The sequence below is a fragment of the Rhizobium herbae genome, from assembly GCF_017873135.1.
Lineage (GTDB): Bacteria > Pseudomonadota > Alphaproteobacteria > Rhizobiales > Rhizobiaceae > Pararhizobium > Pararhizobium herbae.
In genome coordinates, this window is record NZ_JAGGJV010000013.1 from 116,927 (window position 1) to 141,642 (window position 24,716).

General features: G+C 57.3%; 24 protein-coding genes and 1 pseudogene. 10 read left to right on the forward strand and 15 right to left on the reverse strand.

Going from position 1 to position 24,716, the window contains the following annotated elements; translation table 11 throughout:
• The first annotated feature begins 24 nt into the window (after positions 1-24).
• From J2Z75_RS27765 to J2Z75_RS27775, 3 genes are all read left to right on the forward strand, one after another.
• A complete protein-coding gene (locus J2Z75_RS27765) occupies positions 25-990 on the forward strand; it encodes a sugar ABC transporter substrate-binding protein (protein WP_209857029.1) in 966 nt (321 codons plus the stop codon).
• A gap of 126 nt (positions 991-1,116) precedes the next feature.
• Positions 1,117-2,178 carry an ABC transporter permease gene (locus tag J2Z75_RS27770; protein ID WP_209857031.1) on the forward strand — a complete coding sequence of 354 codons (1,062 nt, stop codon included), beginning with the start codon at positions 1,117-1,119 and terminating at the stop codon, positions 2,176-2,178.
• Positions 2,175-2,939 carry an ATP-binding cassette domain-containing protein gene (locus J2Z75_RS27775; RefSeq protein WP_209857033.1) on the forward strand — a complete coding sequence of 255 codons (765 nt, stop codon included), beginning with the start codon at positions 2,175-2,177 and terminating at the stop codon, positions 2,937-2,939. Before J2Z75_RS27770 ends, J2Z75_RS27775 begins: the two co-directional genes overlap by 4 nt.
• A gap of 656 nt (positions 2,940-3,595) precedes the next feature.
• On the opposite strand, the gene J2Z75_RS27780 is transcribed toward J2Z75_RS27775, so the two are convergent.
• Positions 3,596-3,988, reverse strand: a complete 393-nt coding sequence (locus J2Z75_RS27780) for a hypothetical protein (protein ID WP_209857035.1) — start codon at positions 3,986-3,988, stop codon at positions 3,596-3,598.
• A gap of 424 nt (positions 3,989-4,412) precedes the next feature.
• The gene (locus J2Z75_RS27785) at positions 4,413-5,222 is read right to left on the reverse strand and encodes a nickel-binding protein (RefSeq protein ID WP_209857037.1); all 810 of its coding nucleotides are present in this window, start codon (positions 5,220-5,222) and stop codon (positions 4,413-4,415) included.
• A gap of 190 nt (positions 5,223-5,412) precedes the next feature.
• On the opposite strand from J2Z75_RS27785, the gene J2Z75_RS27790 reads away from it, so the two are divergent.
• Together J2Z75_RS27790 and J2Z75_RS27795 are read left to right on the forward strand one after the other, a co-directional pair.
• The gene (locus tag J2Z75_RS27790) at positions 5,413-5,571 is read left to right on the forward strand and encodes a hypothetical protein (RefSeq protein ID WP_209857039.1); all 159 of its coding nucleotides are present in this window, start codon (positions 5,413-5,415) and stop codon (positions 5,569-5,571) included.
• A gap of 53 nt (positions 5,572-5,624) precedes the next feature.
• Entirely contained in the window at positions 5,625-5,822 is a 198-nt protein-coding gene (locus tag J2Z75_RS27795) for a hypothetical protein (RefSeq protein WP_209857041.1), read from the forward strand.
• Between the two features lie 135 nt (positions 5,823-5,957).
• On the opposite strand, the gene J2Z75_RS29430 is transcribed toward J2Z75_RS27795, so the two are convergent.
• On the reverse strand, positions 5,958-6,539 hold the full coding sequence (locus J2Z75_RS29430; RefSeq protein ID WP_234937607.1) for a J domain-containing protein: 582 nt from the start codon (positions 6,537-6,539) through the stop codon (positions 5,958-5,960).
• 32 nt (positions 6,540-6,571) lie between these two features.
• Between J2Z75_RS29430 and J2Z75_RS27805 the strand changes: the two genes are divergently transcribed.
• On the forward strand, positions 6,572-6,871 hold the full coding sequence (locus J2Z75_RS27805) for a hypothetical protein (RefSeq protein ID WP_209857043.1): 300 nt from the start codon (positions 6,572-6,574) through the stop codon (positions 6,869-6,871).
• 214 nt (positions 6,872-7,085) lie between these two features.
• Here J2Z75_RS27805 and J2Z75_RS27810 read toward each other — a convergent pair whose 3' ends face one another.
• The 7 genes from J2Z75_RS27810 to J2Z75_RS27840 all read right to left on the reverse strand — a co-directional run bounded on the left by J2Z75_RS27810 (position 7,086) and on the right by J2Z75_RS27840 (position 14,761).
• Positions 7,086-7,391 (reverse strand): hypothetical protein, encoded by a 306-nt coding sequence (locus J2Z75_RS27810; protein WP_209857045.1) that lies wholly within the window; start codon positions 7,389-7,391, stop codon positions 7,086-7,088.
• Positions 7,392-7,755: 364 nt separating this feature from the next.
• Complete coding sequence (locus J2Z75_RS27815; RefSeq protein ID WP_209857048.1) at positions 7,756-8,253, reverse strand: YciE/YciF ferroxidase family protein; 498 nt, start codon at positions 8,251-8,253, stop codon at positions 7,756-7,758.
• A gap of 66 nt (positions 8,254-8,319) precedes the next feature.
• Positions 8,320-8,775, reverse strand: coding sequence for a hypothetical protein (locus J2Z75_RS27820; RefSeq protein ID WP_209857050.1), 456 nt, complete (start codon positions 8,773-8,775; stop codon positions 8,320-8,322).
• Positions 8,776-8,840: 65 nt separating this feature from the next.
• Complete coding sequence (locus J2Z75_RS27825) at positions 8,841-9,452, reverse strand: general stress protein (RefSeq protein ID WP_209857052.1); 612 nt, start codon at positions 9,450-9,452, stop codon at positions 8,841-8,843.
• A gap of 30 nt (positions 9,453-9,482) precedes the next feature.
• Entirely contained in the window at positions 9,483-9,800 is a 318-nt protein-coding gene (locus tag J2Z75_RS27830; RefSeq protein WP_209857054.1) for a PepSY domain-containing protein, read from the reverse strand.
• 1,167 nt (positions 9,801-10,967) lie between these two features.
• Positions 10,968-13,154 carry an EAL domain-containing protein gene (locus J2Z75_RS27835; RefSeq protein ID WP_209857056.1) on the reverse strand — a complete coding sequence of 729 codons (2,187 nt, stop codon included), beginning with the start codon at positions 13,152-13,154 and terminating at the stop codon, positions 10,968-10,970.
• 497 nt (positions 13,155-13,651) lie between these two features.
• Positions 13,652-14,761 carry a LacI family DNA-binding transcriptional regulator gene (locus J2Z75_RS27840; protein WP_209857058.1) on the reverse strand — a complete coding sequence of 370 codons (1,110 nt, stop codon included), beginning with the start codon at positions 14,759-14,761 and terminating at the stop codon, positions 13,652-13,654.
• 243 nt (positions 14,762-15,004) lie between these two features.
• Between J2Z75_RS27840 and J2Z75_RS27845 the strand changes: the two genes are divergently transcribed.
• The 3 genes from J2Z75_RS27845 (at position 15,005) to J2Z75_RS27855 (ending at position 18,686) form a co-directional block, all read left to right on the forward strand.
• Complete coding sequence (locus tag J2Z75_RS27845; RefSeq protein ID WP_209857060.1) at positions 15,005-15,841, forward strand: ABC transporter substrate-binding protein; 837 nt, start codon at positions 15,005-15,007, stop codon at positions 15,839-15,841.
• Positions 15,842-15,935: 94 nt separating this feature from the next.
• Entirely contained in the window at positions 15,936-17,471 is a 1,536-nt protein-coding gene (locus tag J2Z75_RS29625; RefSeq protein ID WP_209857062.1) for an amino acid ABC transporter permease/ATP-binding protein, read from the forward strand.
• A 90-nt stretch (positions 17,472-17,561) separates the two neighbouring features.
• Positions 17,562-18,686, forward strand: coding sequence for an NAD(P)/FAD-dependent oxidoreductase (locus tag J2Z75_RS27855; RefSeq protein WP_209857064.1), 1,125 nt, complete (start codon positions 17,562-17,564; stop codon positions 18,684-18,686).
• Positions 18,687-18,881: 195 nt separating this feature from the next.
• Here J2Z75_RS27855 and J2Z75_RS27860 read toward each other — a convergent pair.
• From J2Z75_RS27860 to J2Z75_RS27885, 5 genes and pseudogenes are all read right to left on the reverse strand, one after another.
• Positions 18,882-19,189, reverse strand: a pseudogene (locus J2Z75_RS27860) (DUF2270 domain-containing protein); the annotation flags it as partial.
• A 78-nt stretch (positions 19,190-19,267) separates the two neighbouring features.
• Positions 19,268-21,034: an SLC13 family permease gene (locus J2Z75_RS27865; protein ID WP_209857066.1), complete on the reverse strand. Its 1,767-nt coding sequence runs from the start codon at positions 21,032-21,034 to the stop codon at positions 19,268-19,270.
• Between the two features lie 256 nt (positions 21,035-21,290).
• Positions 21,291-21,500, reverse strand: coding sequence for a hypothetical protein (locus J2Z75_RS27870; RefSeq protein ID WP_209857068.1), 210 nt, complete (start codon positions 21,498-21,500; stop codon positions 21,291-21,293).
• 1,310 nt (positions 21,501-22,810) lie between these two features.
• Positions 22,811-23,062 (reverse strand): hypothetical protein, encoded by a 252-nt coding sequence (locus tag J2Z75_RS27880; RefSeq protein WP_209857070.1) that lies wholly within the window; start codon positions 23,060-23,062, stop codon positions 22,811-22,813.
• Between the two features lie 117 nt (positions 23,063-23,179).
• On the reverse strand, positions 23,180-23,599 hold the full coding sequence (locus tag J2Z75_RS27885; protein WP_209857072.1) for a hypothetical protein: 420 nt from the start codon (positions 23,597-23,599) through the stop codon (positions 23,180-23,182).
• A 196-nt stretch (positions 23,600-23,795) separates the two neighbouring features.
• Between J2Z75_RS27885 and J2Z75_RS27890 the strand changes: the two genes are divergently transcribed.
• A complete protein-coding gene (locus tag J2Z75_RS27890) occupies positions 23,796-24,221 on the forward strand; it encodes a MucR family transcriptional regulator (RefSeq protein ID WP_209857074.1) in 426 nt (141 codons plus the stop codon).
• Positions 24,222-24,716 lie beyond the last annotated feature (495 nt).

Below are 24,716 nucleotides of genomic sequence, written 5' to 3' on the forward strand. Positions count from 1 at the left end.
GGTCAACACGGGAGGAAAATTAAAATGACGAAGAAAGCAACATTTGGCTTTTTTGCTCTGGCACTGTGCCTTGGCGGTGCATTGCCGTCCGCCTCCACGGCGGCAGACAAGCCAAAAATATTGGTGATCTACCCGTATCTCGGCGACCAATCCTTCGTCCGAATGCATCAGGCATCGGAAACCGAAGCAACGAAATTCCCCGAGATCCAGATCGACATCGTCGCCGGCCCAGACCGCACCAATGCGAATTACTTCATTACCGCAATCGAAAAGGCGATGACCGAAGGCTACAACGTGATCGCCATCAATCACGGGGGGGCAGCGGCGCAACTTTATCCTGCCTTGAAGAAGGCTGAAGCCGAGGGCATCAAGGTGGTGGGCTTCGACACGGGCCTTCCGGAGCTCAAGGGCCATGCCTCGGATGTGCTCTACGACATTCCCGGAGCGTCGGGCAAAGCGGGCGAACTTTTCGCCGGTATCGTTCCGGATGGCGCCAAGATTGGAATCATTCGCTGCCTGCTTGGCAACCCGGACACCGATGCATTCATCAACGGGTTCAAGAAGGCGACGGAAGACAAAAAATACAACGTGGTCATGGATGCCGATGCAAAGTGCGATCCGGCCAGCGCCCGCACAATTACCGAGAACATGCTGACCTCAACACCTGATCTGGCCGGCATCTTCAACGTGTTCGACGTTTCCGCGCAGGGATCGCTACAGGCATTGAAGGCCTCAGGCAGCAGTGTGCCGCTGGGCTCGATCGGCGGACAGCTCTATGGAGCGGAGGCGGTTGCTGAAGGCGGCAACTGGAAATATACCGTGCCGTATCCGTTCGAAGCAATCGGCATCATTGCCATCGATACAGCGGTCAAAGTGGCGAAGAACGAGCCCGTGGACTCAATCACTGTGGTTCCAGTTGCGACGCCGCTCACGCCGGACAACGCCAAAGCCTATGCGGATGAGCTAAAGGCAAAGCTCGCAGCGAAATAAAGCGGCCGACTGCGAAAAAACAGCGACGCATCCTTCGCGAACCCGGCGGGTGCGTCGCCCATCGCTACAATGCTCAGCAGTCGTCGAACCGAGTGCCGCACTGCTTACAGGAGTTGGATCCGTTCTATGTCGCCAAGGGAAACCAAGAGAGTACTGGGAACGGCTGAACCAGCAATCGACACCGATCACTCGGACGGGACCAACGCCATCGGAATCAGGATCGGTCTACGCATACTGCGCACGGGGCCTGCCTTCATTCTCGTTGCCCTTGTCATCATCATGGCGGGCCTGAACGAATATTTTCTGACTGTTCGCAACCTTCAGAACCTTTTTACACAAACCGCGATGATCGCGACACTGGCTCTTGGCCAATTGCTCGTGATCGTGGTGCGGGGCGTCGATGTCTCGGTCGGCAGTATTCTTGGCCTGACCGTGGTGCTGTCCGGCTTGATGATGCAGGCTGGATTTGAAAACGGGCTCGTGCATATTGCCGTCTTCATCTCCGCGGGCGCTCTCTTCGGACTGTTCAATGGCTTCATGATCGTCAAGGGAGGAATTCCCCAGCCGTTGATCGTGACGGTCGCTACGCTTGGCATTGGCCGTGGGCTGGCACTTCTCTTGAGCGGCGGTACCGAACACATCGGCATGACGCCCGTAGTGCAGGTGGCAGGCAGTGGATCCGTTCTCGGAATCCCTGTGCCTGCCATTCTGGTGGGTGCCGTCACGCTCTGCCTTGCCGTTTTGACCTTGAAGACCCTGTGGGGCAGATGGATCTTTGCCGTCGGCGGTAATCCGGATGTTGCGGGATGGCTTGGCGTTCCGCGCGACCGAGTCGTGATGAGTTGTTACATGATTTCCGGGGCAATGGCGGGCATTGCGGGGATAATCTACGCTGGCCGGACCGATGCTGCATCTCCGTTGGCTGGAGTGGGTATGGAGCTCGACGCGGTTACAGCGGTAATCATTGGCGGCGCCAGCCTGTTCGGCGGGAGAGGGCACATCGTAAACGCCTTGATTGGTGCCCTGATCATCGGTGTCATTCGCAACGGTCTGAACTTGATGAGCGTGTCGCCTTTCTGGGAAGCGATCGCCATCGGCATCTCGATCTTGTTTGCGCTCGAACTTGATGTTCTACGCCGTTATCTTGAAGAAAAGCTGCGGGCTCGTGCCGCGAGGGCTATGCGATGACCGGCGATACTGTTCTGGAAGTCCGCGGTGCGGTGAAGTCATATGGCTTCGTCACGGCGCTTGGCGGTGTTGATCTCACGCTGAAGCGTGGCGAAATTCTAGCCCTGCTCGGCGACAATGGCGCAGGCAAGACAAGTCTTGTTCGTGCCATCAGCGGCATCATGAAACTGGACGAGGGTGACATCCTTCTCGATGGACAAAGGCTGGCCCTCGGCTCGGCCGGTGATGCCCGGCGGGCCGGTATCGAAACAGTGTTTCAGAATCTAGCGGTTCTCGACAATCTCGATGTCGCATCGAATTTCTATATTGGACGCGAAAACACTTGGCCTCGCTGGCTGGGACCTTTGGGGTTCCTCAATGCCGCGCGTGAAGCCAGTGGCTGGACGGCGCAGGCGGGGAGCCTCGGCATCAAAGCTCTCGATCCGCGGCAAGAAATCGGCCTGATGTCGGGCGGACAACGACAGGCTGTTGCTGTGGCTCGCGCCGTGGCCTTTGCAAGCAAAGTGGTGATCTTGGACGAACCAACGGCAGCGCTGGGTGTTCGAGAATCGGCGCAAGTGCTCGGATTGATCAAAACCCTTCCGCAGCGCGGTGTATCGGTCATTTTGATCAGCCACAACATGGAACATGTCGTTCAGGTTGCGGATCGGGCCGTCGTTCTCCGGCAGGGCAGAGTTGCTGGTTCGTTGGTTCCACGTCGAGACAGCGTACCCGATCTTATTGCGATGATCATGGGCGCCGCGCCATCGACGTCAAGCTAATTATCTATACTTCAGCCTCACTTTATCGCCGGCGATGACTTGGTAACAGTTCCATAAACGCGTTATGCCGTGCGGATGATGAGTTGGTCGCTGGTTCGTTTCGTTTCAGGGCGAACGGTTTGAAGGCTGTCCGATCCGGGGTGACAAGTTTACGACAGAAGCCTCGTAGCGGGTAACGGTTAGAGATATCGCGCCCGGCTGTCCGTGAGGCGCTCAAGCTTCTCGAACAGGACGTATTTTCGTGGCGAACGCACGAAGATACTTCGGCCATGTCGGTGGCCGTGGAGGGGCGATCACCATCTTTACGTCTTTGGCTCGAAGCCAGACGGGCGGGAATGGGAAAACCGGTTCATTTGCGGATATCACCCGTTTGCGAAAACCTGTCTCGCGGAGGGAGAGGAAGCTTAAAAGGCACTAGTCTCCGCGCAAGTCTACGAGTCTAAAGAGGCCAGGTTCTGATTCATCGCAAAGAACGCTTCGTTGAGCAACATTGGAACGAACTAGTGGGCTAGGGTTGCTTCCGCGAGACAGAGCGAGAAGCGGTACTGCATGGTTGGTCTCGGACATGCACTTCAGAATCTGGAGAGCGTCACAGGGGCCCTTTCACGGATGGCGTGCCATCGCCGTCGCGCCCTGATGCAGACATGTCGCCCGATTTATGGCAGGGCAATTCGGTCGCGAATTTCAAGCCAATACGGATGTGCACATCCGAATGTCGGTGATTTCCTTTCTCCGGAAGCTATCATCATGGCAGGATGGCGCTCGTCATTATCGTTCACGGTCATCGACACGATCGTGTACCCGTCATTGGAAAGTTGCAGCTTTAATTCCTTGAAATGACGCTCGAAACCACTTGCCACTTGCTGCAGCGGATAACGCCATCCGTTCTTGCAAGCGGTGATCAGGATATCGGCATAAAGATGTGCGCTGATAGTTCGCGCTTCTTCTTCGGAGATCACTTTACCACGAGCCACCTCGTCATGAGCTAGGCAAGGTGTCGTAGAAAAAACCAAATCAAGCAAGATTACCCCTGTGAATGCAGCTTTCACAATAGCCTCCCTCTCCGGGTGCTCCTTTTGAGATCATCCGGACTTCCGATGCTACAGTTACCCCAGGCCCATAGTTCGCTGCCGCAGACTACTACAAAAGAATTTTCTAAAATACAGAAATTCGCCGGCCGTGCCGCATTCCATCCGTCAGGGTGCCAAACGCCAAACGCCAAAACCACGCGCCCCGGGCTCAATGCGGAGCTGCGCGTAATCTCGTTTTGACAATGCTCAGACGATCTGAGCAGTTCTGTTGTAGTTGGAGGGTTCGTTGCCATTCGTCTTTGTGCTGGCGGTTCGCCTTATCTCCCGATGTCAAGCAACAGCCCTCGGGATAATGAACGAGCGGATTGTTGTCGGCCTACCCTAGTCGATCGCCATGCAGATCGGCGCGATGGGGAGAACGTGTTCTTAAAATACCGACCGCTCAGGTCCACGCGCATTCGAACGCGGGGACCGGCTTAGCGAACCCCTTTAGCTGCAATCGTTCGATTTCTAAAAAGGCAGCGCTGCTGTTCTGATTCCGGAACACATTCTCAGAAACGAGAATCTGATCGGTCGATGCCGCTGAGCATAAACGAGCAGCGAGCTGAACTGTCTTGCCAAAAAGATCGTTGCTGTCCTCGACGGGCTCTCCACAATCGATGCCGATCCGAATGTGTATGGGCTCCGCGTTGCCTCGGTTGTAACGCAGGAACTCCTGAAGTATGGCGGTAGAGCAATCAACGGCCTGCGTGGTGGATGCGAAGGAAGCCATGATGCCGTCGCCAGTGTGTTTGACCTCGCTGCCGCCATATCCTCTTAGGCACCTTCGGACGATGGAATCATGCGCCCTGACGAGTTCTGTACCCATAAGGTCGCCGAGGCGGGAGGTCATTTCCGTCGATCCGACAATATCCGTGAACATGATCGCTCGGTGTGCGTTGTCCTTATCTTGCGTATTTTCGGTAAGAGGTTCGGGATCGCTGATCCGGCCGAGAAAAGCCTCAACCGCCGATAGGGCCACCTCGACAACCTCGCCGGCAACATAGCCGTGTGCAACGCGATGAACGCATTGAGCAGTTTCCTTGTCCGGAGCATCTATCAGGCAAAAGGCAGTGCCGCGCTGATGGTCGAACCAGTAGGTCAGGAACTTCACTCCGTATTCGTCCTGGACTTCGAGATCCTTCTGATGCGCCTGGGCAACGTCGGCTGCGCTAAATCCTTTGAGTTCATGGCGATCCATGAAGATGGCCATCGTCTTCTCCTCACCCTTCTCCGGTCCATGGAAGTCTATGCCCGATCAAGATTTTGGGCAATCGATCGATTCTCGCTCGGCTTGTGTGGATTACTGGCGTTGCTTTCAACGTAGCCAAGGTCGAAGTATGACGCGATGGCGTCGAGCGAACTGTTTCTATTTCAATCTTCTAAAGTTATGCTAGTTTGGCGTGAAGCGCGCGGAAGTCTATTCGACCGGTCAGGACAAGAACACCGCCAACGCGCTGTTTCGTGATGCCGTCGCGATGTGCCAGGCGAACATTCCCGGCGCCGACGATATCCACGAATTCAAAATGAATAGCCGCCGCACCTGTAACTCATTTGGGTGACTCAATCTCATCAAACCCCGCGCAGAATGCACTCAAAGCACGGGAGGGCTGCAATGGTCTCCACACCTCGACCCAGCGTCAGGCTCGACATCAGTTTCATTAAGGGCGTTTGGATGGTCACTATTTTCAATGGTGATCAGTCGGAAAACCGGTCGTTTCGCACCGAGATCGATGCTCGCGACTATGGCAATGCGCGGCTGGAGCAACTTCGTTCGGACGTTGGAGAAATTCGGCTGAACGGGAAGCACTAGGGCTGGGCGTCGTTCTTGGGGTCAGCGCTAAACGAACGCCATCCGGCTCATGTCCGGATGGCTTTCAGGTGGTCACTCGGAGGTGCTCAAGCCAACCAAGCATTCAAACTCTAACGAGATAAGGTTTACACGCCGTTAGCACGGCGGTGAGTGACGGGCAATTTGGGGCGGATCGAAAGGGTTGGCGTCGGGATGGTGCATTTTGAGCCTTTCCTTATAGCGGCTCCTGATTTCCTCCAGTGTCGCCGCCGGCAAAAGCCCGAATGTTTCAAAAGCCTTGGCTTCGAGCACCTTGAGTTTTCGTCTTTGGAGACCGCTGCTTTGCGCCTGGCGCGCAGCAGCGGTTTTGCGGGCGTTTAATGTCTTGGCAGAACCGGAGCGGACAGTGGACGGGATCGGGATTTCGGTGGTTTGGTTTACCCTGGTCCCACAGGCATTTCGGGCCAGTGGGTTCGCTGGCGGAAGCGGATTTTTTGCGAGCAGATCTAAGGCCCACGAATATTTTTTGAATCGAGTGTCATAGCATCTGTATGGATGCCGCGCGTCACCTCGGCAAGATTTAGCAAAATCGCTCCCACTCCCTCGAGCTGTCAGTAAACCCGAATCAATGCGATCTTTGCATCGAGTACGCATGCTTAACGACGCAACCTCGATTGGTTTGGTGAAGACCGGCGTACCCTGTACACATGCTGCATCAGCCGCATGTTGACCATCCATGCGCTTGACGCCAGCTTTGAAAGTGCCAATCGATGACGTCTGCCATCCCCGACTTTGTGAGTGCGCTCTATCGGTCGGCCAACGAGGTCTCAAAGGTATCAGCTTTCGAACGCCGGCGCCTGGTCGAGTGCGCCGCAAGAATAATTTCGGAGCAGCGGATACAACTCGCGGACACGGGCAACGCCTTATCCATGCCGTCAAGCGTTGTCGCAGGCCTCGACATTATTTTTCAGCAGATCGACGACATGCCCGACCCGCTCATGAGCCACATCCTTCTGGAATGTGCGGAGGAAATCCGAAAATTGCACGTCCTGAGCGCGAAGACCGAATGATGGGAGTGGGTAGGTCCGTTACTCGTCCATCAGTCCGTCGAACACTGCGGCATTGCCTCAGCGATCGCTTTCCCGAGGTCAGTTGGCGCTCGCTGCCAGCGCCTTCGCCTCCATATCACGTGCTGCCATCCCTGAGGCCGCGCCTTGGATAAGTAGCTATCCTGAGCACGTTGGGAAGCCAAGGGCGCGAAGTTACTGCGACTGGAGCGATCCGTTAGATTCCCGACCCGTCGAACTGCTGGGCGTCGTCACCCTCCCAGGGTGAGGGCATGGATGCGCGGCCGCGATTGGCGGACGGCATCGGCATCCAGCACTTCAGCTCGGGCTCAGCATATTCAATGACACAGCCGGGGGAGGAATCAGAGGCGCGCCAGCCTTCTGCGCCGAACCGATCTCCATTCGACCAGTAGGCCAGGTCAACTTCCGCCGGCCCCTGTTCAGACGGGCGGACCGTGATGAGGATCCGACTGCCGTCTTTCGGCGCGCTTGCCATGTGGCGCCATCTGTCTGGCTCGTCCATCGTTTTCCCTCCTGCCTTGCTGCAGCTAGAGTGTCGCCGCACCATCGAAAACGGTCAACTTGAACTTTGTACAAGCCATCTCGAGATGAGCCGCGAAAAATCTGAATAGCCGTTCAAGAGCGGAGGTATGCCGTTCGATGCCTCTACTCTCAGTCCGCATTGCGATGGATTCGAATCCGTTCACGGCGGCAACTTGCGCTGATGGAGTGGATGCCCTTTACCAACGGCATCGCAATGCAAGTCAACAGTCGGTCATTTGTGTGCTCCGGGTTGATCGCATGAAGGGTTGAGTCGGCGCTGACTCCAGCATCATCTCTGGACCCCGCTTTAAAAAGATCGGGGTCCAGATTGAATGTTCGTATCGTCAGCCTTCGGCTTTTTGATTGACAACCGACGTGGCGATCCCGGTGAGAGCGATATCAGTCGCCTGCTCTTCATCAAGCGTCGTTTGCAGAAGTTTTGCCGCGTCCTTCATGCCCAATTCCAGGGCCCACGTACGAAGCGTGCCGTAGCGCGACATTTCGTAGTGCTCGACCGCCTGGGCTGCGGCAAGAAGGCCAGCGTCAAGGGCGGGGGAGCCTTCGTACTCTTCCATGATTTCCGCGCCTTCGTCGGTAATGCCCATGATGGCGGCGCAGGTCTTCTTTTCAGGCTTCTTACCGATGATCTTGAAGACTTCCTCAAGGCGTTCGACATGGACCTTCGTTTCCGCCAAGTGCTTTTCGAACGCGGTTTTCAGCTGTGTATTCTTCGCTGCCTTTTGCATCTTTGGCAGAGTCGCCACGATCTTATTCTCGGCGAAATAGACATCTTTCAAGGTGTCGTGAAAAAGTTCGTCAAGTGTCTTGAAGGCTTTGGCCATTGTGATCTCCATATCCTGGGTATGCGCCGCGCGCGTCATTGCTTGCGGACTGGTTGCTTGCAGTTTTCAGAGCTGGGTTGGCTTGATATTGTCGACGGAAACCTCACCATCAAGTACGCCGCGCTGAACGTCGGTGCGTCCGCGGTCGATCTCGATGACCGTGTAGAGTTTCTCGTTCCGAAACGCGCTCGCGTTGGTCGTTGTCACGCCTTCGGCAGGTGCAGCGTCGATCTCCATGAAATCAAGTTCTCGGCCGGCTGCAACGATTCTGGCGTCCCCTGTCGTTCTTGCCGCGACGATGACGTCTCCCGATCCGGGAGCATTGTCCCAGTTGGGATCGTCAGGAGCGGCGATCGGGACTAGGCGGTATATGTTCAAAGGCTCGGTGGTTTCGCCGGAGCCTGTAGCCGCCGCGTCCCGAATTTGTGCCTGGCTTTCCACAGACTGTCCGAACGTGGTGTCGGTCGAACCGTCTGTCCGATCAAGCTGTGTGTGTTCGCCTGGGATCGATGTGCTGGACATGCAAGGCCTCCGGAAGTCAGAAAGCTGCGAAGGATCGGACATGGCCGACCCTCCAAGTTGATCAGTTAGAGAGTGCGTCCCGGATAACGGTTACGCTCCTGTTCGACCTCCGCCGGCCCGTAGGGCTCCGCCGTGTCATCGAACTTCGTCCAACCCTGTTCCGTGTAGGCCTGCCGGCGCTCCGCGGGGTCGATCCAGTTGGACCGCTTGAGGATCGCTTCTGCCTCGAACTGCAGGTCGTCATCAACTTTGGCGGTTACCAATGTTCCGCCACGGCGCACACCTTCCGCGTAGACATGTGCATCGTCTTCCGGAACGCCGGAGTTCGTCAGAGCTCCGATGAGTCCGCCCGCAGCTCCACCCGCGACAGCGCCTGCAATGGCACCTGCAGCGGTAGCGGCGAGCCAACCAGCAGCGACGACCGGGCCGACGCCGGGGATTGCCATAATGCCCAAGCCTGTCAAAAGGCCGCCCGCTCCGCCAACCACCGCGCCGATCCCGGCTCCGGTTCCAGCGCCGTCGGCTGCATTGCTGTCGTGGCCAACATCCTTGTAGCGATCGTCTGCATTGTTGGACACGATGCTGATGTCGTCAGAAGGAATGCCACGCGCCTCGAGTGCGCTTACAGCCGTGCTGGCATTGCTATAGTCGTCAAAAAGTCCAGTAACGGTTTTCATGAGATCCACCTTTCAGCGCGTTTCCGCGGATTATTTCGAGACAATGTTGCCCTGGTAGTCCATCGACACAGCAACGGACTTTCCGTCCTTTGTGCCCATGGCCTGCCAAACACCCTTGTCGTCCAGTTTTAAATCGGAGACGGTGCTGTAGCCGGCCGCTTCCATGCGCTCCTTCGCCTGTTCTTCAGTGAAGGAGTTTGCGCCTTCCACTGGAGCGGTGGCGTTCTTAGTCTCCGGCGTTGCAACTGCGGGCGTGTCGCCATCCGTTGCAGGGGCTGTGGTGGTCTGGGCATGGGTAGTCATTGCCGAGACGCACAAGAGCGCCGCCGCGAAAATCATCTTCTTCATGGGTTTTCCTCACTACAGACCCAGTTTTCAGGCCTCAGAGGAAGAACACGATCACGCGGTTAAAGTTCCCCATTCATTTTTGAATAGGATGTGAGGGGAGAGCAGCAATCTTGGCTTTTCGCAGTTCTGGGCTGTCCAGCAAATGAACTATTGGCTGGCCGCATCGGAGCCAGCCCCTTCAGAGAAATACAACGCGAGATCGAGCGTGGACGGAGGCCCTGACCCTGGTACTCAATGCATCGAGTAGAGCGGCATGTGGCGCAGGATATTTGTGCGGGAAAACACTCCACGGGCTGGCGAAACGTCACAATATCCGGCACCCGTCGATCCGCGGTTGGGTCCGTAAGCTGGCCTTTAATACATCCAGCTGCTTCTCGTGGTCCAACTGACCGGCACAGAACTACAACAGTGCCTATAAGAAAGTTGCCGAACAAATCCGCAGAGACACCCCGACGGTCCTGATCATGTTTTCTCCAAAAGGGCTTGAGGGCCTGGAGGAATACCACCCCGGTGGCAACTATGTCGATCTTGTCGGTCTCGATTTCTGGCCTGTAGGCATATGACATAAGGGCCTATGGCGCGCCCAAGACCTTCACTCGGGCAATGCAACCGGGCTATGAGCGCGTGATGCCGTTCAAAAAAACCGATCTGGGTGGCGGAACGGGGCTATGAAGGCGATGCCACTACATGCAGCCGTGGATACGAACGGCGACTGCCAAGGAGGCCAAGTTTCCAGATCTCAAGGAAGTCGTCTATTTCAACGACCGCAACGTCCATACTTGGCCCTTCGGACTTGGTCGGCCGAATTGGCGCGTAAAGCCTGCCGCGTCTACCAATTGAATCCGGTCAGCGAATATGCCCGGCGCTCGGGCGTCGGCATATTCGCATGTCGACGCAGAGGCGGTACTTTGGTAACTGCAAAGATGGACGATGCCCGTGCGGCGTAGGCTACAGCCGTTCTCCAGCGATCGAACTGGGTCGATCTTCCTGCGTGCCGAACTGCCTACGAGGGTCAGACTTGGACTGTCTTCGACGATGAAGCCAAGCCTTATTCGCAGGCCCAAATCGATGCAGAACATACTCGTTGCGCTGGTCGCGCATCGTTGCAGTTAAAGCCATAACTCAGGGACGTTTGCACGACCCCGGGCCTTTTTGTGCCATAGTTTTTCACATGACCCCGCTCGCCGCGGCGGGGATCTCTCCAAAATAGAATGCTGTGATCTCGTCTTCGGTAACAGGCCTGCTAAACAGATAGCCCTGAAGTTCGTCGCAACCGCAAAGTCTCACCGCCATTGCCTGTGCTTCCGTCTCTATCCCTTCGGCAGTTACGGGAATGTGGAGCGCGTTCGCAAGGGCGATCGTGGCCTGAAGGACGGCTCCTCCGTTCTCATCATTACCCAGCGCAAGGATCAGTGAACGGTCGATCTTCATGCGGTCGAACCCGAATTGCCGCAACGTGCCAATGCTGGCGAAGCCTGAGCCGTAGTCGTCGAGAGAAATCTTGATGCCTGCGTCCTTTAGACCGGAGATCGCCCGCTGGGCCTGTTCCGGATCGGATATCAGCACGCCCTCGGTCACCTCAATGCAAAGCCTTTGCGGGTCAAACTCCGCCACCGCCAATGCGTCCAGAACGTTCTGAACAAACTTCGGGTTCTTGAGTTGCAGTGGTGACACATTGATAGCGAGCGTAATATCCGTCCACCGTTTTGCCGCTTTCAAAGATTTCTCAAGTACCTGCATCCCCAGAATATCGATCAGGCCGGATCTTTCGGCGAGGGGGATGAACATGTCCGGACCATGCCTCGTGCCATCCGCTCGCTGCCAACGTGCCAGAGCCTCTACGCCGCATATCGCCCCGGATGAAGCATGCACAAGTGGCTGGTAGGCGACACCAATACCACCCGTCGAAAGGGTTTGGCGAAGATGTTCCTCGAGCTCCGCTTGCACCTTTGTATCGCGATCAAACTCCTCCTCGAACTCAATTGTGATTCCCCGGCCCCGGTCCTTCGCACGATAGAGCGCGATATCGGCACGGCGGATAAGTTCTCCGACGTCGGCTCCGATAACGTCGTTGATGGCAACGCCGACACTCGCCCCGATCGCGATCGTGCGACCACCGATTTCAAATTCCCTTTCAAGAGCGATCTGAATCTGCTGGCCGATGGCTGGGAAGGTCTGTGCTGCAGCCCGATCGACCGTCACGACGGCGAATTCGTCGCCGCCAAGACGGGCTACATGGGCTTCGGTCGGGAGTGTGTCCAACAAACGGCGCGACACCGCTGCGATCAGTTCGTCGCCGACACCGTGTCCCCAGGCGTCGTTGACGCCCTTGAAGCCGTCCAGATCGATGAAGTGGAGGCGCAGCAATGAATGTTCCGCCTGCGTCACGGCAGACACCCGGCTCATCCTGTCGATCAATCCCGACCTGTTTAAAAGTCCGGTCAGGGGATCGTGATCTGCCCGGAAGCGTGCGCGGCTCTCGCTGGCGCGCAGCCTGCTCACGGTGACAAGACCTACGGCCCCGATGGCGCATAGAAACAGGACAAGGATGAACGCAGCGGCCCGCAGCGTCGGCTTCACTTTCAGATAGCTTTCGGTTCCGGGTTTTTCCGACGGCCAACTGAAGAATGCGATTTCTCTCCCTGTGACATCGTATAGTGGAACCGAAAGCCCGGCGTTCGGGCGGGCGTCAACGAGGGTAAGATGGTCAATGCTGAACGCTTCTGACACTTCCGCCACTGCAGTGGGCGTGAGATGCTTTGCAAAGACCAGTACGTGGAATGCACGCGGATCGACCGTGTTGTCGATCAAGCTTGGCTGAATGGTAGCCGCGCCGATTAGCGCGACACCCGCTGCGGATCTGACGAAGTATACGGGAACAGGATCTGTCTTGGATGCCTTGCGGGCGGCCGACAGCATTTCATTGAATGCGCCACCGAAGAATTCGGACCAATCCCCTCCCATATCCTCGCCGTCACGGTAGGCCACGACGACCTTGTTACTGGCATCGACGACGATTGCGGTGTCGTATAATGGATAGTCCGCCGTGGTCGACGCCCAGTTCTCGATGATCCAGTCGGTTTTCGTTTCCTGCAGGCTGACCTCGCGGTAGGCATCGTCCCAGTAGGCGTTGTCTCGGACCGTAGCGCCCAGCTGCTTCCTCAAAGACTGCAGCGCGCCGTCAGCGGCGTGCATTGCACGGCTGTCATCGATTTCGTCTGACGTGATCGTGATGGTCTGGATCGAACCGGCCACAAGGAAGGCCAGCAGGGCCGAAACGAGAATGAACACTATGGCGATGATTGCGACCGACAACTGGTTGCGGCCTGCGTTCGAGGCGATGTTCTTATGCATGACAAGCTCTCACGGGGTACACGTTCCGACATGTTCCCAACGGGGGAAGCGCAGGGTGGCGTCATGCCCGCAAAAGCGCTGCGGAGCGAACATACCGCGCCAATCATAAGGCAGTCTTAATAAGGGCTCTTATCCCATTGTTCGTCGGATGATGGCGGCTGGATCCTGCGGTCAGCTGCTTCCGCGAACCGTACAGCTCTAATGCCAGAAGTCCCGACCGCCGCTCCTCCGCAATATTGAATGGCTCCAAAAGGAAGCCGGCGCACCCACACCCAAGCATCGGAAAGCTCTCCCGCCCGGCTTGGCTCGACTGCATGGTGGCCTAGTACACCAACCCGTCGCGGACCGTTCGCATTCGGCAATCTTTGGCAATTCGGAATGGCCGACATCGCTGGGGCTGTTCCTTGGCGCCTAAAGGGGCAAGCGTTCGCGCGGATTCACGGGCAGGCAATTTGCCAGCCGGATATCTCCGAAGTGCCAATCCGGTGCCTTCCTCCTTAGTCCGAAGACGGCTTCGTCCGGCTGCCTCCAGTCACCTCTTCCGGCGGCGGTCCCACGGAGCCTCTTTCGATGATCGACGTCGGCAAAATCAGCCGCTCCGGCGGCCTTGTTTCGCCTTTCAGGCGGCGGATAAGCAGTTCCGCGACACTTTTGCCAAGGGCATAGACCGGCTGATCGACAACGGTAATCGGTGGGCTGGTGACGCTCGTCCAATCGGCGTCGTGGAAGGTGATCAGCGAGATATCTCCGGGCACGCTGAGGCCGAGCGCCTGGATGACCTTGAAGAGCTCCAGCCCGATCAGACTGTCGGAGGCGAGGATGGCCGTTGGACGGTCGGGCGTCGATAGCAGCCCGGTCGCGATCCGGCGCGTCTCCTCCGGGCTGGTCGCTCCGAGCCGGACATGGCGTTTGGGATCGGTGATGCCGGCATCGTGGCAGACTGCAAGAAAGCCCTCGATACGCTCGCGCACCGACGAGGTGTAGATCTGGGACAGATCCCGTAATTCGTGTCCCTCGGCATCGACTGCTGTCACATAGGCGATGTGGCGATGACCGGCATTGACGAGAATGCGGGTGGCTCGTATGGCCACGTCGCGATCGTCGACCGTGACGGTATCGACATCCAGATCGGGTAGCGCCCGGTCGAGCAGGGCAAGCGGCCTGCCCGAGCGATGGATGTCGCGCAGGTGTGTGACATCGCGCGATTCCGATGGCGTGACGATCAGCCCGTCGACGCGTTTGCCGATCAGCAGGCGGACGGCCGCTTTCTCCGCTTCGATCTGTTCGCCGGAATTGGCAAGGATGACGTTGAACCCGGCGGCGCGGGCAGCGTCGCTAATACCGCGCACAGCAAGGCTGAAGAAGGGGTTTTCGATATCGCCGACCACGACGCCGATGATGCCGGACTTGCCGGTCGTCATGCTGCGCGCCAGTTCGTTTGGCCGGTAATCCAGAGCCTTGGCCGCCGCCATGACGTCTTCATGCGCTTTTTCACTGACGGTGCCATAGCCCCCGAGCGCGCGCGCTGCCGTTGCCTTCGAGACCTTTGCCTCTCTGGCCACATCGCTGACGGTGACGGAACGGGATTTTGGCGTTGTTTTTTTCATCTCGTGAAGGACTACAAGAGTTGTTGACGGAAGGTCAATGTCACGATAACAATTATCACTGAGACCGGTCTCAATCAATAAGAGACCGGTCTCTTTTACATAAAATGCGTCTTGGAAAGAGGCGAGCGTCACCTTTGCCACTCCTGTCGATGCCGCCGCTGGGGCGCCTCGACTGTTTGTTGGAGATTTGCCGCTTTCTTATGAATGCCGAAAAAGAACAGACCTTCAGAGTGGAGAGAAGACATGAGCAAGATTGGAATTCTCAAGTCGTTGATGTCGCCGGCCCTAGCCGGCGCAATGGCTCTTATGATTGCATGCGCGGGCTTCGGTGCGCAGGCCCTTGCCGCCGATGACAACCCCTACGGCCTGATCGACGCGAAGGTCATCAGCGTCGGCACGATGGGCGATGCCAAGCCCTACGCCTTCACGCAGGCCGACGGCACGTTTTCAGGCTTCGACATCGAGTTCTTCCTGAACGTCGCGGGCCGCCTCGGCTTCAAGCCGGAACAGGTGGTCTTCACCGGCCAGGAATTCTCGGCGTTGATGCCGTCCGTCGCCAACGAGCGTTTCGACGTCGCCGTCGCCGCCATCGGCACGACGGAAGCGCGCAAGAAGACCGTCGACTTTTCCGACGGTTACCTTGCCGGCTACCTCTCTGTGCTGACTGCCGACAAGGCGATCACCGATGCGGCCGGCCTCAAGGGGAAGCGTCTCGGTGTCGTGCAGGGCACGCTGCAGGAAATCTATGCGGCGAAGAACTTCACAGGCACGGATCTCGTGAAGTTCCCGGACAACAACTCGGCTGTCTCGGCGCTGAACAATGGCACGGTCGACGCGCATTTCCTCGACTATGAGGCCGCGAAGGAATATGGCCTGCGTTATCCGGACCTGAAAATCGCAGTGAACATTCCGTCCTTTGATGCTCCCGCCGGGTTCGTGCTGCGCAAGGGCAACGACAAGCTCCGCGAAGCGTTGAATACCGCTCTGCATGCCGCCATGCAGGACGGCACCTGGAAGACGCTCTACGAAAAGTGGTTCCCGGGTTCGCCGATGCCGGACGACTATCTCCCCAAGAAGTGACCGCGACGGCCGCCGGTGATGATTGCCGGCGGCCGCACCATACGCTCAAAGCCGCAGGACGAACGGCCGGCACAGCAACTGAAAAGGGGAAAGAATGAACTGGCTTGAAAACCTGCGCCGCAGCTTCCTCGACTGGCAGGCGATGGCAGATGTCCTGCCGAGCATGATCACCATCGGCCTGAAGAACACGCTGATCCTGGCGGCCGCCTCCACGGTTCTGGGCGTGATCCTGGGCATGGTGCTGGCGGTGATGAGCATTTCACCATCGCGATGGCTGCGCATTCCGGCGCGGATTTACACGGACATCTTTCGCGGCCTGCCGGCCATCGTTACCATTCTTCTGATCGGCCAGGGCTTTGCCCGTATCGGCCGCGAGCTTTTCGGGCCGTCCCCCTATCCGCTGGGCATCCTGGCGCTCAGCCTGATTGCCGGTGCCTATATCGGCGAGATTTTCCGCTCCGGCATCCAGAGCGTCGAGCGCGGCCAGATGGAAGCCTGCAGAGCCCTGAGCATGAGCTACGGGCAGGGCATGCGCCTGATCATCATCCCGCAGGGTATCCGCCGCGTGCTGCCGGCGCTGGTCAACCAGTTCATCGGCAACGTCAAGGATTCGAGCCTTGTGTATTTCCTGGGTCTTCTGGCCTCCGAACGCGAAATTTTCCGCGTCGGCCAGGATCAGGCCGTCGTGACTGGAAATCTGTCGCCGCTTCTTCTCGCTGGTGTGTTCTATCTCGTCATTACCGTTCCCCTGACCCATGTGGTCAACTCCATCGACAACACGCTGAGGCTGGGCAAGCACAAGGCAGGCATCGTGACCAGCGGCCTGGCGGAAGTGAGCGAACTCGAAAGCGCCGTCGGCGCGTATCCGGTGGCCGAGACACTGGCGCCGGCAGAGGTCCGTTTCAAGGGCGGAAGTCTGGCCGTCAGCAAGCTTGACATGGCATACGGTGAACTTCAGGTGCTCAAGGGCGTCGATCTGACGGTCAAACCGGGCACCGTCACCTGCGTCATCGGTCCGTCCGGATCGGGCAAATCCACATTGCTACGCTGCCTCAACAGGCTGGTGGAACCCAAGGGCGGAGACGTGCTGCTTGACAGTGACAGCATTCTTGCGATGAAGCCGGAAAAGCTGCGTCGGCGGGTCGGCATGGTGTTCCAACATTTCAACCTGTTCCCGGATCACACAGCGCTCGAAAACGTCATGCTGTCGCTGACCAAGATCAAGGGCATGCCGAAGCATGAGGCCGCGCGCATAGCCGAAGCGCGGCTCGCGGATGTCGGACTTGCCGCTCGCGCTCATCATCGTCCGGGAGGTCTTTCCGGCGGCCAGCAGCAGCGCGTGGCGATAGCCCGTGCGCTGGCAATGGATCCGGAAGTCATCCTGTTCGACGAAGTGACGAGTGCGCTCGACCCAGAACTGGTGAAGGGCGTCCTCAATCTGATGGCCGATCTCGGCCGCCGCGGCATGACCATGGTGATCGTCACGCATGAGATGGGCTTTGCCCGCAAGGTCGCCGATCAGGTGGTATTCATGGATGAAGGCCGTGTGATTGAGGCCGGCACGCCGGTCGCAATCTTCGATAATCCGCAAAGCGAGCGCTTGAAGCACTTCCTCGCCGAAGTGCTTTAGCTGGCGCCTCGTCCATTCGTCGCGATCCGGGTGTTGGAAACAGCCCGCTCGCCCGCACAATTCAATGTCCATCCAGTGAGAGAGACTTCCATGGCATCATCATCTTCCGTTTCTACGGTCGTCGTCGTCGGCGGCGGCATCTTCGGGGTTTCCACCGCCGTCCATCTTGCGCGGCGCGGCATTGCCACCACGCTCGTCAATGACGGCCCGCTGGCCGGCGGTGCGTCTGGACGTTCGCTTGCCTGGCTCAACAGCTCCCGCAAGCGTTCGCCGCAATACCAACAACTACGCATGGTAGGTATCGACCGGTACCGGACGCTGTCTGCTAAATACCCGGATGCCGACTGGCTGCGGTTCGACGGTGGCCTGACCTGGGACGCCGACGATGCCTCCAACGAGATAGCCGCCGTTTTCGCCCATGAGCAGAAGCTCGGTTACGACGCGCTGCATCTGTCGGCCAGCGACATTGCTGCAATCACGCCGGGTATCGACGCCAGCACGGTCACGCCGCAAGGGGCGATCTTTAATCCGGGTGAGGGGTGGGTCGATCTCCCTTCGCTGATCAAGATTTTGGCTGCGGAGTTCATCCAACGCGGCGGCGCGCTCGTCACCGATGCCGGCCGTGCCACGGTCGCGGTCGAGGGTAGACGCGCAACGGGAGTAACAACCACGAGCGGTCGACGTTTCGACGCCGATGCGGTTCTACTGGCTACCGGCGGCGCAGTGCCGGGCATGGTTGCCGAAACGGGCCAGCATATTGCCGATGGAACCCCCATTGCGCTTCTTGTGCGCACCAAGCCTGTTTACCTGCCGCTGAAGGCAGTGCTCAACACGCCCCGCGTCGCGATCCGTCCGACGCCGGACGGCGCGTTGGCGCTCGATTCCGCCTGGTCGGAAGAGGAGGTTCTCGTCAAGGCGGACGGAACCTTCGAGATCCAGGATTCGACGGTTCAGGGACTTCTCGATGAAGCCTCGAAGATTCTCGAAGGCAATCCGAAGCTCGAATTCGCGAGCTATGGTGTCGGCCCGAAGCCGATTCCCGGCGACGGTGAACCGGTATTCGGCGAGTTGAAGGGCATCAAGGGCTACTACGTGGCCTTCAGCCATAGCGGAGCAACGCTAGGTCTCATCGCAGGCGAACTTCTGGCCGGTGAGATCGCTTACGGCACTGAACATCCTCTACTCGCTTGCTTCCGTCCAGACCGCTTCTCCTGACACAGATAGTAGATGGATCGCGATTCTCTGAGAGCCGGCCATCTGCCGGCTGCCTCAGAATGTTTGTGTCCATGATTTGAAACAAAAACGCCCGACAGCCGAGGCCGAAGATTCGGTTCGTCAGTTCGATCCCTTTCAAGATGAAAAGGGTTCGTCTGCCGCAATATTTAGTATGCGAGGATTACCCAGCAGTTAGAACCGGTAGCGTCTGGCTTCGATGAGTAAGAGCAACGATACCAGCAGCATGCCGAAAAGAATCACGCCGTGATGGGAAGTGGAGTTGATAATGAGATCGACAGCAGCGCCGCAACAACGGTGACAGCCCAATTCGAGGTTCGGTCTAAGCGATCTCACCAACCCGTCATGCGACCCATCTCACCGCGGTAGCAATGGATGACCGCGTTGACCTTTTCGGATGACGTTGTTGGAAGAGGAGGTCCCAACTGGTCTCCCGACGTCTCTCCGGCCAATGCCTTTTGGTTCAGTCCAATCAGTGGTTCCATATGTTATCTCCTCTGATGCCGGGAGGGGCCTGAAACGACGGAGCCCACCCCAGCGCTCCAACATGGAGTATGTTCCCGCTATATTGGCCAAACAAGCAAGAGCATGGGCACGCTGACAAGCAGGACGATGATTGAAAGCGGTAGACCCAGACGGGCATAGTCCCCGAAGCGATAGCCGCCCGGTCCCATAACCAAAGTATTGCACTGGTGACCGATTGGGGTCAGAAAGTCGCACCCGGCCCCGATGGCGACAGCCATTAAGAATGCGTCTGGTTGAAAGCCGAGCTTCTCCGCAAAAGTGGCGGCGATTGGGGCCATGACCAGGACTGTTGCGGCGTTATTTAAGAATGGCGTGACCGCCATGGCTGCAACCAAGATGAGCGCAAGAGCCCCATAAGATGGTAGCATTTCGGCCATCCGAGAAAGCAGATCCGCTATCACATCGGTTGTGCCGGTGGTCTTCAGCGAGTCGCTGATTGGGATCAAAGCAGCGAGCATGATGAGGATTGAGGCATCGAGGTGGCTGTAGACGTCCCGCAGTGGAACTGAACCAGTCACAACCATCAGAAAGGCTGCCGCGAAGAACGCGGTGGCTACCGGCACACCACCGAACGCAGTCGCACCCATCGTGGCGACAAGGATTAGAACTGGAACTAGGCCATTACGAACACTTCCTAGCTTAAGGTCGCGTTCCACCAACGGCAGGCATCCCCATTCGCGAAGCAGATCAGGTAGCTTTTGAAGGTCTCCCCGCAACACAATGATATCGCCGTTGCGGATCTTGATCTCGCCCAAGCGTTCCGTGAACCGCTTTCCGTGTCGGCTGACCGCCAAAAGATTCAAACCGGTATTCTCAAACAATGCGACGTCCTTGGCGCTCAACCCGATAAAACGGGAGTGCTCGCCAACGATAGCTTCGACAGAACTCAAGTCCTTGCCGTTGGATATTCCCGGCGTTCGATCAGAAAATCGAAGTTTGCCTTCGTTGACGATCCTGTCGAGTGCCGACTGCTCGCCTTCAATGATGAGCAGATCGCCATCTTTTAAGATCATGTCTGGAAGCGGTTTCCGCCTGGCTCCTCCCTCGGTGATTATCCCTGTGACCATCGCGTCGCCCCCAGCGGGCTTTTGCAGCCAGCTGATAGATTGTCCGACCGCGACAGAAGGCGCGGTGACGCGGGCTTCCGTCGTGTAGTTCTTGATCTTCACCGCCTCATCCATCGAGGTCTCTTCACGCACACGCACGGGCAAGAGCCGATAGCAGACGGCCAGGAATATGGCCCCGACAACGGCAAGGGACGCGCCAACGGGTGTGTAGTCGAACATCGTGAACGGCTGGCCGGTAATTTCCTCCCGCACCCGGGAAACGATAATATTGGGTGAGGTACCGATCTGCGTCATCAGGCCGCCGAGCAACGAGGCGAACGCCATTGGCATGAGAAACATCGACGGTGAAACGCGAGACTTTCGCGCCATCTGGATCGCCACGGGGATCATAATCGCCAGCGCCCCGATATTCTTTATAAATGCGGACAGAATGGCGACAATAACAACGAGGATTATTAGCTGCGTTCGGGGGCCGCGTTTCTCAGGTGAAAACCTGCGAAGGGCGATATCCATAATGCCAGACCGCGAAATCGCCGCGCTGACGATCAGGGCGCTTCCAACGATAATCACAATATCGTCCGAGAATCCGGAGAAGGCCTCTTTCGCGGGCACGATGCCGACGAGGACGGCCGCGAGAAGCGAGCCTGCGGCGACAACGTCGTATCGATAGCGTCCCCATACGAAAGCGCCCATCATCAGAGCAATGATGAGAAGGGAAAGCCATTGATCTATGCGCATATCTTAAATCCAACTGGGTGCTAAACTCTTCACCCTGCATAAGGATGTATAAAGAAACAATTTCAGAGGCGACGAGGGGCGAACGGCTTATCAAGCACGGCATTCCGCCTGGCGCTGGGGTCAGCTATCTGAGGGAACACATTCGTGGCAGCGTTCTTACTTGCATCTGCATACCCGCACGCCGACAAGCATTCCACCGGCTTGTCAAACGGATGACACCACATCCCCTCCAAGAACTACGCGGAGTCGGTCCCCGTCACCCGTAGGACACTTCATTGACCGTTCTTTCGATATCCTGGCTACGGTGCTCGTCCGTTCTCAAGGACGATGCTAAGAAGCTGTCGAGTTCGGTGCGCAATGCGCCTAGCCGGTTGATGTGACGCCGAGCCTGCTGAATACTAAGTCCGTATTTTTTGGCCAGAGTCTCAGGCGAATAGATATCCGGACCATTCAGTTTATTAGTCATTTGCGGCTCCTTCTTCGGACAAACCCGCCAGCGCGACGCTATGTTCCCGCATGCCGAAGAAATGAGTCATCGCGTCAAAAATCTCTTGGCCGTTGCAATGAGCCTTACCAACATCACATAGCAGTCTGCAACCACCGCAAGAGAAATGGCCCAAGAGCTGACCGGGCGATTAGCAGATCTCGGTAACGTCCGCGATCTTGTGAGCCCCATCCCGGCGATCAAGGACATGCGGCCCTTTTGGGCGACCTCCTATCAGTCCTGTTCTCCCTATGAAGATCTTGAAGCCTTCAAAGGGCTATTCGGGTCGCCGGACCGCGTATGGCGGTAGGGAAGCGGCGGCCACCGCACGGTCCCTCATCTTCCGCCAACTGGCGACAAACTCTTTGAAATATGGCGCCCTAATCCCAGCAGTGCGACGGCAAATGGTCCTTGTGCCAACAACCTGATACCGCTCTGCGGGGTTCCAACCCGAAGCATCCCCATTTTCCGTAGCCGCGGTGAACGTAGCAGTGCTCATCGTTGAAGGGTGCTGCAGGCTCGGTTCTCAATCCCGGTCGAAGCTCGGTGTCTTTCCACGGGTGAAGTCGATGCGCATGAGGCTTTGGTCAGTGCAAATTGCTCGTGCATCCAAAAAACTGGATGATCGAAGCGGCGAGGACAACAGAGATCAGGGGCATATGGCACCCGGAGCACATATTCTTCGCGCCCCTTTGGATGGCTTCTCCAAGGATTTTGCACCTGTTGCGTGCTGTACAGTCTGTAACGGCGGGGAAACGAGGTCGTAGACGGCCCACACAGCGAGGCCACTCAGAATTGCGCATATCGCAATGTAAGCATACAGAATTCGCATGATGCAGCCTTCGGCTTGATTCTGCCTCACGCGATAGTATGGGCCAACGCGCTTCAGTACGCCAGTTTCCCCCAGTCACTGCAACATTTCGGCGAAAAGCTAGCTACATCAGGCCGCAGTTCCGCTCGCATAGGAAAAACCCCGCCGGTAAGGGCGGGGCAAATAGGCATTCTCGCATTTGGCAATGCGATGGGGGAAGCGGCGGCTCGGAGAGGGAAGACCGCCGCATTCGACAATACGCCGGAGCAGCGGGAAGGGAAGGTCGGATTCCGCGATTCCGGTACTCTTGCAAAAAGAAACCCGCCGGGGCGGGCTAGGTCGAGTGGAGGAGAGTAATGTGCGCGTAAGAAAAACACATCGCGCTTGGCAGGACTTTCCCACTCTAACGGTAAAGGGTCCGTAAAGAACGGACCCCGATATCTATGGCGTTTCGTCGTTCCGTGTCGTCAAAACAGCCGCGTTAATTCCCGCTTTTTTGGATCAGTTCGTTCGTCGCATCGAGCACGATCTTGAGCGTCCGGATCATGCCGGCCATTTCCAGCAGCAAAGCCTTCGCGCCATCGTAGGAGCCTGTTTCCGATCTTACGGCGCTAACCTCTAGGTCGTAGAGTGAGTCTTTCCCACCGCCGGGCGGAATTCCCGTATCTCCCCGCATCTCCCGGATTGGGCGCGAGGCGCGTAGCATCGGTTTTTTGCGCTCTTCACCCGACAACTTCCGACTTCGTTTGCGGCACGGATGGTGGACATCAACCGATGATTTGCCGAAGGGCAGGACGTGTCAAGAGCCTAAAGAAACGCGGCATATTCTCCCGAACTCAATCGAAGCCCATCAGTATCCGCCCGGTCTCGACCAAGCGCTTCGGTTGCCGCATCGCCTACCTGCGGAATCATATTGCCAATCATATTGGCAATTGCCGCGATAGGTAGGATAGGACGGACCACCGCAATTATTATTGGCGCATACGGCTACAGCCGTTCCAACAAGCGCCACAGCGACAAGTGCAGCCGCTGCTTGGTTTTGCTGCTGGACTATCGCAACGCATTCTAACGGGTCGATATGACGCTTGGCCAATTCGCCAGTCAGTTCATAAATAAATTGTTGGTCGGTCGTGCTGAGGAAGGTCCGACAGAGTACCGCTTTGCTCACTCCCTTTGGATTTCTTTGAAATTCCGCCTGTGTGGTCGAACAACCAGACAAAACGGCAGAGATGCCCAGCGCGAACGCCAGTGCAACAATAGAAGTTTCCATTATTTCCCCCAGAGGGCGTCCCCACGCCCTAAAGGGGTACCGTGACAGGATACACGCAGGAGTCAATCCACATCGATTCCCAACCTGAAGAGCCCTTGGTCCGGGTGAATAGGTGGTACAAAGCTAAACTTGTTTGGCGTTGAAAAAGTCGCCGGTTCATCTATCTACATTGCAACCACCATTGCCGGAAATCCGCATGCCATCGATGACAACATTCCCCGACCTGCTGGTAACCCTGACGACCAAAATCGTTTCGGCCTATGTCAAGAAGCATGTCGTTCCCGGGGGCGAAATCACCAAGGTAATAGTGGACGTGCATGCCGCGCTGAACGGGATCGGCAGCAACGGGGATCTAAAGCCGGAGCCTGTCGTCGAAAAACCCAAGCCTCCAGTATCGGTGCGAAAATCGATCCAGGACGACCATCTGGTATGCCTTGAGGACGGGAAGAAATTCCAAACACTGAAACGCCACCTAATGGCTCACTACCAGCTGACACCGCAGCAATATCGTGAAAAGTGGGATCTTCCCGACGACTATCCGATGGTCGCGCCGGCCTACGCCGCAAGGCGCAAGCAGCTGGCGCTCGACATGGGTCTCGGCCTGAAGCCGATCAGCCCGTAGCGATCTGTTCCTTTGATAAAAATTCAACCAGCGTTAGCGGGGGATTTTAGTGGTGTTTTGCCAGCCTTGGTCGGGCCTGGGCATCATGAGAGAGTTCGGCGTCCGCTTCGCCTTTGATCCTCAGTGCAATATCAAGGACGTGAGCATCAACAGTCGCGAAGGCACCTATCACGTTCCGGGTCAGGAATATTACGAGGAGTCGAGAATCTCGTCCCAGTAAGGAAGCGCTGGCTTGCTCGGAAGCCGACGCGCGCCTGCTGGAGGGCGCGGCGCGGATGACAGTGAGATGACGCGGATCGGCGCCGGCTAAAGCTGCGCTTTCGGACGTAGGAATGAGCGAGATATAACCATTTTCTGGCTGAGACGCAGCGTCTCAAATGTCCAAGCTATGGAAAAATCGCATCAGCAGCCGTTGGTCGAACTGACCTTCTTGCTCGAGCATAAACCTCGCTGCGTCTCTTGGGCTCCAAGCCTTCTTATATGCTCGCACCGAGG